At 71.2% G+C, this 10,967-nt stretch carries 10 protein-coding genes; 3 read left to right on the top strand and 7 right to left on the bottom strand.

The window, feature by feature from the left end:
- Positions 1–75: 75 nt before the first annotated feature.
- Complete coding sequence (locus tag B5D80_RS11365) at positions 76–342, top strand: hypothetical protein (RefSeq protein WP_144081643.1); 267 nt, start codon at positions 76–78, stop codon at positions 340–342.
- Between the two features lie 15 nt (positions 343–357).
- Here B5D80_RS11365 and B5D80_RS11360 read toward each other — a convergent pair whose 3' ends face one another.
- Both B5D80_RS11360 and B5D80_RS11355 read right to left on the bottom strand, forming a co-directional pair.
- The gene (locus B5D80_RS11360; RefSeq protein WP_088643799.1) at positions 358–1,359 is read right to left on the bottom strand and encodes a helix-turn-helix transcriptional regulator; all 1,002 of its coding nucleotides are present in this window, start codon (positions 1,357–1,359) and stop codon (positions 358–360) included.
- 334 nt (positions 1,360–1,693) lie between these two features.
- Entirely contained in the window at positions 1,694–3,115 is a 1,422-nt protein-coding gene (locus tag B5D80_RS11355) for an MFS transporter (protein WP_088643798.1), read from the bottom strand.
- Between the two features lie 108 nt (positions 3,116–3,223).
- Here B5D80_RS11355 and B5D80_RS11350 point away from each other — a divergent pair, with 108 nt between their 5' ends.
- Positions 3,224–3,883: an HNH endonuclease family protein gene (locus tag B5D80_RS11350; protein ID WP_088643797.1), complete on the top strand. Its 660-nt coding sequence runs from the start codon at positions 3,224–3,226 to the stop codon at positions 3,881–3,883.
- Positions 3,865–4,308 carry a lipase chaperone gene (locus tag B5D80_RS11345; RefSeq protein WP_088643796.1) on the top strand — a complete coding sequence of 148 codons (444 nt, stop codon included), beginning with the start codon at positions 3,865–3,867 and terminating at the stop codon, positions 4,306–4,308. Before B5D80_RS11350 ends, B5D80_RS11345 begins: the two co-directional genes overlap by 19 nt.
- Positions 4,309–4,364: 56 nt before the next feature.
- Here B5D80_RS11345 and B5D80_RS11340 read toward each other — a convergent pair whose 3' ends face one another.
- The 5 genes from B5D80_RS11340 to B5D80_RS11320 all read right to left on the bottom strand — a co-directional run bounded on the left by B5D80_RS11340 (position 4,365) and on the right by B5D80_RS11320 (position 10,477).
- The gene (locus tag B5D80_RS11340) at positions 4,365–5,441 is read right to left on the bottom strand and encodes an ABC transporter ATP-binding protein (RefSeq protein ID WP_088643881.1); all 1,077 of its coding nucleotides are present in this window, start codon (positions 5,439–5,441) and stop codon (positions 4,365–4,367) included.
- A 77-nt stretch (positions 5,442–5,518) separates the two neighbouring features.
- A complete protein-coding gene (locus tag B5D80_RS11335; protein WP_088643795.1) occupies positions 5,519–6,505 on the bottom strand; it encodes an ABC transporter ATP-binding protein in 987 nt (328 codons plus the stop codon).
- A gap of 106 nt (positions 6,506–6,611) precedes the next feature.
- Positions 6,612–7,694: an ABC transporter permease gene (locus B5D80_RS11330; protein ID WP_088643794.1), complete on the bottom strand. Its 1,083-nt coding sequence runs from the start codon at positions 7,692–7,694 to the stop codon at positions 6,612–6,614.
- Complete coding sequence (locus B5D80_RS11325; RefSeq protein WP_088643793.1) at positions 7,691–8,698, bottom strand: ABC transporter permease; 1,008 nt, start codon at positions 8,696–8,698, stop codon at positions 7,691–7,693. Before B5D80_RS11325 ends, B5D80_RS11330 begins: the two co-directional genes overlap by 4 nt.
- 99 nt (positions 8,699–8,797) lie before the next feature.
- Complete coding sequence (locus B5D80_RS11320; RefSeq protein ID WP_088643792.1) at positions 8,798–10,477, bottom strand: ABC transporter substrate-binding protein; 1,680 nt, start codon at positions 10,475–10,477, stop codon at positions 8,798–8,800.
- Positions 10,478–10,967 lie beyond the last annotated feature (490 nt).

Genomic DNA, 10,967 nt, shown 5'->3' with positions numbered 1-10,967 from the left:
ATGACGACGACGGCCGGTCCGATCCGACGGACTTGTCAGCAGATTTTCCGGCACGAATGGCGTCCCATGTACCTGGTGACCACCTACGTCGGCACGCCCGGCTGGCAGCCCGACCTCGACGCCGTACACCGCACGCTGTTCGCCAGCGCGGCGGGCAGCGACGGACTGGAACACGCCTACCTGGAGGCACGCGGCGACACCGTCGCGATCTCGCTGTACCTGCTGGCCGGCGGGTCGCCGGATGCGGTGCGGCGGGCCGTGCAGTTGTCCCGGCGGGCCATGGCGGCCCTGCCGGGAGGGCGTCGGTGGTCGGTGCGCGGCACGAGCGCCGAGCTGCGCTGAGCGTCGCCGGCCGGGTCAGGCGAGCCGATCGGCGTCGACCCATCCCCGGGCGACGGCCAGCGCACCGGCCTGGAACCGGCTGCGCGCACCCAGGCGCTGCATGAGATCGGCCGTGAGTCGCCGTCCGGTCCGGACCGAGACGCCGAGGCGTCGGGCGATGACCTCGTCGATGTGCCCCTCGACGAGCAGCGTCAGCACCTGCTCCTCCTGACGGGACAGGCCCCGGTCGTCGCGGGGTCGGGGCGCGCCGAGGGGTGCGGCGGCGGACCAGACCGACTCGAACAGGGCGAGCAGGCCGGCCACCACACCGCTGCCGGACAGCAGCACCGCCCCCAGGCCGCTGCTCTCGCTGTCGATGGGCAGCAGTGCGCGTTCCCGGTCGACGACCAACATGCGCAGCGGGAGCGCGGGGACGGTCCGCACCTCGCTGCTGCCCTGGCAGAGCCAGCCGGCGTACGCGAGGGTGGCCGGGTCGTTGCGGATGCTGTCCAGGTAGACGGTGCGCAGCCGGACACCGCGCCGGATCGACGCCTCGTCGAGCGGTCGGCTGGCAGCCAGGCTGGCGGGTGTCTGCGCCCCGCCCGGCATGAACGCGCACAGCTCGCTGCGGCACGAGCGGGCCAGTTCGACCAGCCGGCCCCGTACGGCGTCCACACCGACGAGCCGTTCCATCGAGGGCTCGGCGGCGGACTGGCACCGACCGGCCTGGTCGGCGAGGAGCAGGGCGACCGCGGCGCGACTCTCCTCGATCTCCAGTTGACGCCGGGTCAGCTCGGCCTGCCGTTCGGCGAGCAGGGCGGTGAGCCCGATCTCGGGCGAGATCGGGCGCAGCGGTTGCGGCTCCCCGCCCGACGGGTGCAGCAGCGACAACCGGGCCAGGGTGTCCAGCGCCGCCCGAATGGCGGGCTCGTCGAGGCCGAGGTGGGTGGCCAACTCGGCCACGCCGTGGCCGGGGTGATGCAACATCGCGACGTACACGGCATGTGTCTGGTCGTCGAGACCAATCGCTGCCAGCATTTTTCCCCCGTTTGGTGACCGTTTTCCGGTCGGGCGGCCGCACTGCGAGGCATCAAGATCCGCTTAGGTCGAACCCCTCGGCCTGCGGGATGGCATTCACTTCGACGCACGGACCGGGCAATTCAGCACGATTAATCGGTAAGATAGGGAGGGCATAACACCCAGTCAATGTGACCGGGATCACATCCACTTGCCGTTTCCGCTGATGTGCTGCTCATGCCATCCGTCTCCGGCCGCACGGTCCGGTGACGGACATCCGATCTGTCAGCGCCGGCCGGCAGAGCGACGGCAGCATCTAGAGGTCCGGGCCGCGGTGACAGCACCGACGCCCGCCCTACCGCCGATCCGGGCGGTGCACCAGCAGACCGGCCAGCAGCGCGCCGCCGAGCAGCAGGCCGGCGCACCAGGTCATCGCACCCCGGAACGCGTCGGTCAGGGCGGCGGTCTGCTCGTAGCCGGTGCCGGAGAGGCCCACCAGCAGCGGCAGCGCCGCCACCGCGAGCAGGCCGCCGGTGCGCGACGCGGCATTGTTGAAGCCGCTGGCCACCCCGGCGAACCGGTCCGCCACGGCGGCCAGCACCGACGCGGTCAGCGGCGCCACCACCAGGGTCAGCCCGACACCGAACAGCAGCACCCCGGGCAGCACGTCCCACCAGTACGACGCACCCGGCCCGACCCGGCGCAACAGCAGCAGACCGGCAGCGGCGGCGACCGGGCCGACGGTCAGCAGCGGCCGGGGGCCGATCCGCGCCGACAGCGCCCCGGCCCGCGCCGAGCCGAGCAGCAACAGCACCGTCATCGGCACGGTGGCCAGCCCGGTCCGCAACGCCGACCAGCCGACGACGTTCTGGAGGTAGACGGAGAGGAAGAAGGTGAACCCGCTCAACGCGGCGTAGACCAGCACGGTGAACACGTTCAGCACCGAGAAGAGCCGGCTGCCGAACAGCGTGGTGGGCAGCATCGCCCCCTCACCCCGATGTCGTTCCAGCAGCACGAAGCAGACCGCGGCGAGGACGCCCACCGCGGCGGCGAGCAGCACCGGCCAGGAGCGCGGGCCGCGTACCGGGGCGTCGATCAGGGCGTAGGTGAGCCCGCCCAGCGCCAACGCGCCGAGCAGTGCCCCGGCGATGTCGAACCGCCGGCCGGCGCTGCGGGAGGCGTTCTCGTCCCGGCTCTCCGGCACCCAGCGCGCCGCCGCCAGCAGCACCCCGGCCGCGAGCGGCAGGTTGATGAAGAAGATCCACCGCCAGGAGAGCGCGTCGATCAGCCACCCGCCGACGAACGGTCCGAGCGCGGTGGACACCCCGGACAGCCCCGACCAGGTGCCGATCGCCCGGCCCCGGTCGTCCGGGTGGAAGCTCGCCTGGAGCACCGACAGCGAGCCGGGGGTGAGCAGCGCCCCGCCCGCGCCCTGGAGGAACCGGGCGGCGATCAGCTGGTTGGTGTCCTGGGCGAGCCCGCACAGGACGGAGGCGACCGCGAACCAGACCACCCCGATCAGGAAGATCCGCCGCCTGCCGAACCGGTCCCCCAGCGACCCACCGAGCAGGACGAACGCGGCCAGCATCAACGCGTACCCGTTGACCGTCCATTGCAGACCGGCGACGGTCGCGTCGAGGTCCGCGCCCAGCCGGGGAAGCGCCACGTTGACCACGGTGCTGTCCAGGAACACCATGCCCGAGGCGAGGATCGCGGCGAGCAGCGTCCCCCGCCCGGCCGTGGTCCGGATGCGGAGCGCGTGAGCGGGTGCGGTCATGGGTACCAATCTGCACGCCCTCGACCGGAGACGCCACGAAACGCGGAAACCGTGCCTTGGGTACTGTGCGGGATCGCCGGAAGCCCGCAAGCTGGAAAGGTGTCGTCTGTGCGTACCAGATCAGGAGGCCGCGCGGCGGTGGCGGCGGCCCTTGCCGCGCTGCTCGCCCTCGGCGCGGGTGGGTGTGACGTCTCGGTGGAGGAGCCGGAGGCGCCACCCGGCAGCTCCGGCAACGTGGGTGAGCAGCTCTCGGAGCTGACCGTCGCCGAGGCCGGTTCGATGAAGGGCTACAGCCGCAACCGGTTCCCGCACTGGCGGGACACCGGCAAGAACTGCGACGTGCGGGACAGCGTGCTCCAGCGCGACGGCAAGGACATCCGGCTCTCCGGCTGCAACGTGGTCGGCGGGCGGTGGGAGAGCGTCTACGACGGGCGGACCTTCACCGACCCCTCCGACGTGGACATCGACCACATGGTGCCGCTGGCCAACGCGTGGCGTTCCGGGGCCGACGAGTGGGACGACGCCAAGCGCGGCGACTTCGCCAACGACCTGACCCGACCGCAGCTCTTCGCGGTCTCCGCCAGCTCCAACCGGTCCAAGGGTGACCAGGACCCGTCGCAGTGGAAACCGCCGAACCGCGCCTACTGGTGCACGTACGCGGAACACTGGGTAGAGGTCAAGCACCACTGGAAGTTGACGGTGACCAGCGCCGAGAAGGCCGCCATCACCGACATGTTGGGGGGCTGCACATGGGCGAGCAAGCGCTGACACCGGCCGGTGCCGACGCCGGGACCGACCCGGCCGCCACACCGGCGACGGCAGCCGACGCGGCACCGGAGGGTACGGCGGCTGCCACCGCCGGGATGACCGCCGACGGGCAGCCCGCCGCCCCGGCCGGGGTGCCGGGTGCCGGGATGACCGCCGACGCGGGCGGCACCGGCGGGCCCCGCGAGCTGACCGCCGACCTGGTCGCCGGCCCCGGCGGGGTGATGACCGACGAGGTCGGCGTGGTCACCGGCGAGCTGACCCTGAAGTCCCGGTACGCCGACGGCCAGGCAACCCTCACCGTGCAGTACAAGGACGCCGACGAGTGGTACGCGGTGACCGGCGGGACGGCCAAGCTCGCCGACCCGGCCGACCTCGACGCCGTGCACACCGTCGCGCTCGCCCTGCTGCACCGCCCCGAGGGCTGACGCACCCACGGCAGGGCCCCCCTTCCCGACGCCGGGAAGGGGGCCCTGTCACCTGCTCACGGGGTGGGGATCAGCTCACCGGGGTCGCCCGGCGTCCCGCCCTCGTCCGGCCGGACCAGTTCGGGTTCCACCTCGTGCGGGCGCAGCCGCCCGGCGGCGATGTCCTCGGCGAAGTGGCAGGCGACCCGGTGGCCGCCGACGACCTCGCGCAGCGCCGGCCGCTCGTCGGCGCAGCGGGTCGGCTGCGCCCACGGGCACCGGGTGTGGAACCGGCAGCCGGCCGGCGGGTTGGTGGGCGACGGCAGGTCACCGGCGAGCAGGATCCGCTCCCGCCGGTCCTCCACCAGCGGGTCCGGCACCGGCACCGCCGACATCAACGCCTTCGTGTACGGGTGCATCGGCTCCCGGTAGAGGTCGTCGCTGGACGCCTCCTCCACCAGCCCGCCCAGGTACATCACCCCGACGGTGTCGGCGATGTGCCGGACCACCGCCAGGTCGTGCGCGATGATCAGGTACGTCAGCCCGCGCTCGTTCTGGAGGTCCTCCAGCAGGTTGAGCACCTGGGCCTGGATCGACACGTCGAGGGCGGAGACGGGCTCGTCGGCGACGATCAGGTCCGGGTCGAGGACCAGGGCACGGGCGATGCCGATGCGTTGGCGCTGCCCGCCGGAGAACTCGTGCGGATACCTGCTCAACGCCGAGGCGGGCAGGCCGACCGCCTGCAGGGTGTCCCGCAGCCGCCGGCTCGTCGCCTCCTTGTCGTCGGCCAGGCCGTGCGCCTTGAGCCCCTCCACCAGCAGCGACTCGACCGACTGCCGGGGGTCCAGGCTGGACAACGGGTCCTGGAAGATCATCTGCATCCGGCGGCGGGCCTTACGCATCGCCTCGCCCTTGAGCGCGCGCACGTCGGTGCCGTCGAAGACGATCTCGCCGTCGGTCGGTTCGACCAGCCGCAGCAGGCCCCGGCCGAGCGTCGACTTGCCGCACCCCGACTCGCCCACCAGCCCGTACGTCTCACCCGCGTTGATCGACAGGGAGACGCCGTCGACCGCGTAGACGTAGCCGACGGTACGGTCGAACAGCAGCCCGCTCTTGATCGGGAAGTGCACCTTGACGTCGCGCAGCTCGATCAGGGGCCGCCCCTGCTCCGCCGCGTCCCCCGCCCCGGCCTGCCCGGTCGCGGCACCATCCGTGGTTCCGGTCCGTTCGGTCACGGCACCGCCACCTCCTCCGAAACGGGGTTGTTGCACCGCAGGTCGCCGCCGGAGGCGGTGGGCTCCAACGGTGGCGGGCCGTCCAGGCAGGCGTCCACCACGTTGTCGCAGCGGGGTGCGAAGGCGCAGCCCTCGACCCACGGGATGTTGTCGGCCACCGAGCCACGGATCGCGTGCAGCCGCTCGCCGCGCACCGAGTCGAGCCGGGGCACCGAGTTGAGCAACCCGTGCGTGTACGGGTGCCGGGGCCGGGCGAACAGCTCGTGCCGGGCGGCCCGCTCCACCACCTTGCCGCCGTAGAGCACGTTGACCGTGTCGCAGAGCCCCGCCACCACCCCGAGATCGTGAGTGATCATGATGAGCGCGGTGCCGGTCTCGTCGACCAGTTGCTTGAGCAGGGTGAGGATCTGCGCCTGGATGGTGACGTCCAGCGCGGTGGTCGGCTCGTCCGCGATCAGCAACCGGGGCTTGCAGGCCAGCGCGATGGCGATCAGGGCGCGCTGGCGCATGCCGCCGGAGATCTGGTGCGGGAACTCCGTCAGCCGGCGGTCCGGGTCGGGGATGCCGACCGCGTCGAGCAGCTCCCGGGCCTCCCGCAGGGCCTTGCGCCGGTCCATTCCCCGGTGCCGCTCCAGCACCTCGGCGACCTGCACCCCGATCGGGATGACCGGGTTCAGCGACGACAGCGGGTCCTGGAAGATCATGCCGATGTCCCGGCCCCGCCGGTCCCGCAGGTCGTCCGGGCGCAGCTTGAGCAGGTCGGTGCCCTCGAACAGCACCTCGCCGGTGACCCGGTTGCCCCGCTTCGGCAGCAGCCCCATGACCGCCAGGCTGGTCACGCTCTTGCCGCAGCCGGACTCGCCGACCAGGCCGACCGTCTGCCCCGGCTCCACCGTGAAGCTGACCTGGTCGACCGCCGTGAACGGCCGCTCGCCCCGGCGCTGGAACACCACGCTCAGATCGCGTACGTCGAGCAGGCTCATCGGGTCACATCCTCACTGTGCTGGTCGTTCGCTCCCGGCTGCGGTCGCCGGCCCACCCGGATCCCGTCCGGCCCGGGGCCGGTCGCCCCGACCCGCCGCACCGCCGTCACCGCCGGTTCTTCGGGTCGATCGCCTCGCGCATCGCCTCACCGAGCAGGGTGAAGCCGAGCGCGACCACGATGATCGCGAGCGCCGGGTAGTAGGCCAGCTCGGGGCGGACCTCGAAGTAGCGCTGGCCGTCGACGCCGAGCATCAGCCCCCACTCGGCCCGGTTGATGTCCGGGTCGCCGAGGCCGAGGAAGGACAGCGCCGCCGCGTCCAGGATCGCCACCGCGAAGGTCAGCGTGGCCTGCACGATCACCGCGGTCAGCGAGTTGGGCAGCATGTGCCGCAGGACGATGTTGCGTTCCTTGACGCCCAACGCCCGCGCGGCGAGGACGTGGTCGCTCTCCCGCTGGGCCAGCATCGAGCCGCGCAGCAGCCGGGCGAAGATCGGCACGCTGACGATCGCCACCGCGAAGATCACCGTCCACTGGCTCGACCGGCTGGCCATCGCGACCAGGGTGATCGCCAGCAGCAGGCTGGGCAGCGCCAGCATCACGTCGGTGAGGCGCATCAGCACCACGTCGACCCAGCCGCCGAAGGCCCCGGCGATCGCGCCGAGCAGCACGCCCAGGGTGAGCCCGATCAGGGTGGCGAGCACGCCGACGAAGAGGGTCTGCCGGCTGCCGTGGATCATCCGGGAGAGGAAGTCCCGGCCGAGCGGGTCCGAGCCGAACGGGTGCCCGGCGGTGGCGCCGGGGATGCTGTCCACGGTCAGGTCCCGGGTCAGCTCGTCGAAGCGTTGCACCGGGTCGTGCGGGGCGATCAACGGGGCGAAGATCGCCACCAGCACGAACAAGCCGACGATGACGGCGCCGACGATGGCCACCGGGTTACGGCGCAGCCGGCGCAGCGCGTCCCGGTAGAGGCTGACCCCGCCCGGGTCGGCGGTGGCCCGCGCCAACTCGTCGAGCCGGGCCCGCTTGCGGTCACCGAGCCGGCCGAGGCTGCGTTCCCGCCGCTGCGCCGGGGTCTCGCCGGCCTGCCCGGCGGGGCGGTCCTCGGTCGGGTTCCCGGCGGGCTGGTCGGTGGGGGTGTCGCCGGTACGGGGCTTGCCCACGCCGGGGCGGGTGGTCGGGTCGGTCATCGCACACGCACCCTCGGGTCGATGAAGGCGTAGGAGAGGTCGACCAGCAGGTTGACGAGCACGAAGACCAGCGCGGCGAGCAGGATGATCGCCTGGAGCACCGGGTAGTCCCGGCCACCGCTGATCGAGTCGGTGATCAGGGTGCCGAGCCCGCCCCAGTTGTAGACCTTCTCGGTGAGCACCGCGCCGGAGAGCAGCGCGCCCGTCTGCAGACCGATGGTGGTGACCACCGGCAGCAGGGCGTTACGCAGGATGTGCCGGCCCCGGATGGTGCGGTGCCGCAGGCCCTTCGCCTCGGCGGTCCGTACGTAGTCCTCGTTGAGCACGTCGAGCACGCTGGCCCGGGTGATCCGGACGATCACCGCCAGTGGGATCGTGGCCAGCGTGACCGCCGGCAGGATCAGGTGCCAGAGCGCGTCGGCGCTGGCGTCGAACTCCCGGGTGAGCAGGCCGTCCAGGACGTAGAACCCGGTCACTGAGGTGTTGTCCATCCCGGTGCTGATCCGACCGGACGGCGGGAACCAGTGGATGTCCTGGGTGAGCACGTCCTTGAGCAGGTAGCCCAGGAAGAAGATGGGGATCGAGATGCCGAGCAGGGTGCCGGCGATCGTCAGGTTGTCGAGGAGTCGACCCCGGTAGCGGGCGGCGAGATAGCCCAGTGGCACCCCCAGCCCCACCGCGATGATCATGGCGGCGATGGCCAGTTCGATGGTGGCCGGGAAGGCGCGGGCGATGACGTCGGTGACCGGGTCACCGGTCCGGATCGAGTTGCCCAGGTCCCCGGTGAGGACCCGCTGCATGAACTTGCCGTACTGCACGAGGATCGGCTGGTCGTAGCCGAGCGCCTTGATGAGCAGCGCCCGTCGTTCCGGGGTGGCCCGCTCGCCGAGCAGCGCCTCGACCGGGCCGCCGGGCAGGTTCCGCAACCAGACGAAGATCAGCGCGGACAGCGCTATCAGCGTCACCACCAGTTGGAGCAGGCGGCGGACTATGACTCGCAACATCTCTCACACACCAGACTCTCGATGTTGGCGGCATCGGCCCGGGCCGGCACTTGCTCCCGACCCGGGCCGATGTACGCCTACGGCGTCAGCCGACGGACGTCACTTGCTGCTGACGCTGACCGTGTTGAACCGCTCGTCGGTCAGCGGGCTGGCGACCAGCCCCTGCACGTCCTTGGTGACGACGATGGCCGGCGGGGCGTGCCAGACCGGCACGGCCGGCAGCCACTTGGCGGCGATGTCGCGGTTGACCTGCTCCCAGGCCGCCTTCTTGCCCGCCTCGTCGACGGTGCCGTCGGCCTTGGCGATCGCGTCGAACATCTCGGTCATGGCCTGGTCGCCGAACTCGACCTTGCCCCGGCCGAAGAAGGTGCCGACGAAGTTGCCCGGGTCGTTGTAGTCACCGGTCCAGCCGAGGATGTGCAGGTCCTGCTTGCCGAACTGCTGCACGTCGTCCTTGAAGCCACCGTTCCACGGACGCGGCACGCCGTTGACCTTGATGCCGACGGCCTGCAGGTCGTTGGCCAGGACGGTGAAGATCTCCTGCGGGTTCGGCATGTACGGCCGGGAGACGTCCGGCGGGTAGTAGAAGTTGAGGGTCAGCCCCTCGGCACCGGCCTCCTTGAGCAGCTGCTTGGCCTTGTCCGGGTTGTACTCGTACTTCTGCACGTCCGGGGCGTAGCCGAGCACGGTGTCCGGCATGAACTCGTCGGCGACCTTGGTGCCACCCGGGCCCTTGGTCTGGACGAGCTGCTGACGGTTGAGGGCGTAGGCGATCGCCTGGCGTACCCGCAGGTCCTTCAGCTTCGGGTTCTTCTGGTTGATGCCCAGGTAGAGGATGTTGAACGCCGGGCGGTCGAGGACCTGGAAGCCCTCACCGGAGAGCGCCTTGCGGTCGGCCGGAGCCGGGAAGTCGATGCCCTGGACGGTGCCGGCCCGCAGCTCCTGCTTACGGGTGTTCTCGTCCTTGATCACCTTGATGATGACCTTGTCGACCTTGGCCTTCTCGCCCCAGTAGTCGGGGTTGCGGTTCAGGGTGATCTCGTTCTTGGCCTTGTCCCAGCCGCCGAAGGTGAACGGGCCGGTGCCGACCGGGGTGGTGGTCGCGAACGAGCTGTACTCGAAGGAGTCGCCGTTCTGCTTGACCGTGTCGGCGTCACCCTTCTTGAGGGCCTCCGGGCTGGCGATCGAGAGCGCGGTCAGCGCGAACGCGCCGGGGAACGCACCCTTGTACTTGTTGAGGGTGACCACGGCGGTGCCGTCGTCCTTGGCCTCACACTTGTTGTACAGCGCCTCGCCGGCACCCTCGGCCTCGTTCTTGGCGAACCCGCCGAAGACGTCCTGGTAGTAGATCATCTGCGACTGGGCGGCGGCGCCCTTCATGTTGTACCAGCGGTCGAAGTTGAAGCAGACCGCGGCGGCGTTGAAGGGGGTGCCGTCGTGGAACTTCACGCCCTGGCGCAGCTTGAAGGTCCAGACCTTGCCCTCGGGGTCGTGCTCCCAGCTCTCGGCGAGGCCACCCACCAGGTCGGCCGTGCCCGGCTTGTGCTGGACCAGCGTGTCGTACATCTGCCGGACCGGCCGGAACGACTCACCGTCGTCGTTGAAGATCGGGTCGAAGTTCTTCGGGTCACCGGCACCGGCGAAGATGAAGGTGCCGCCCGTCTTGGCCTCGCCACTGTTGTCATCGCCGCGGTCACTCTCCGCACAGCCGGCCGCGCCGACCGCCAGGGCTGCAACGGCCACGAGGCTCACGGCCGTCCTTAGCCTTCTCGCCTGCATCTCTCACCTCTGTCATCCGCCTGAACAACGCCGGTCCATGGCTCGGTCCGTGAGCGGGAGGCTATGACACGACACACCGAAGCGGAACGGCCGTTAGGCAATCGCTACCAAGCCGACACCAAGCACTCCGTCTGACACCGCCGGATCTCCCGACAAACGGGACTGTCACAGCGGCACGTCGGAGGTTTGTCCGGATATCGACCGAGCGTCCGGCCCGCCGCCGCCAGCGGTCACCCGGCGTCACGCCCCACCCCACCGCCTCCCGCTGGGCCGGCTCCGTGAGGGTCGCCGTCCGCACCCGTGTCCGGTTCCGGGGGTACGCTCCGCGCCGGTCCGGCACCTCGTGCGTGTCATGGGGTCCACGTCCCGTGACCGGCGGCACCCCCGGGCCGGAATCCCGACCCCGCCCCCGGCGTTACACCCTCCGTACGACCGCAGCAGCACGGCCGCCCGGCGGCCGGCGGAATGACCCGACGCCGACGGTCGTCAC

This window comes from Micromonospora wenchangensis, from assembly GCF_002210435.1.
In the GTDB taxonomy this organism is placed as follows: Bacteria; Actinomycetota; Actinomycetes; order Mycobacteriales; family Micromonosporaceae; genus Micromonospora; species Micromonospora wenchangensis.
This window is presented reverse-complemented; position numbering and strand designations above follow the sequence as displayed.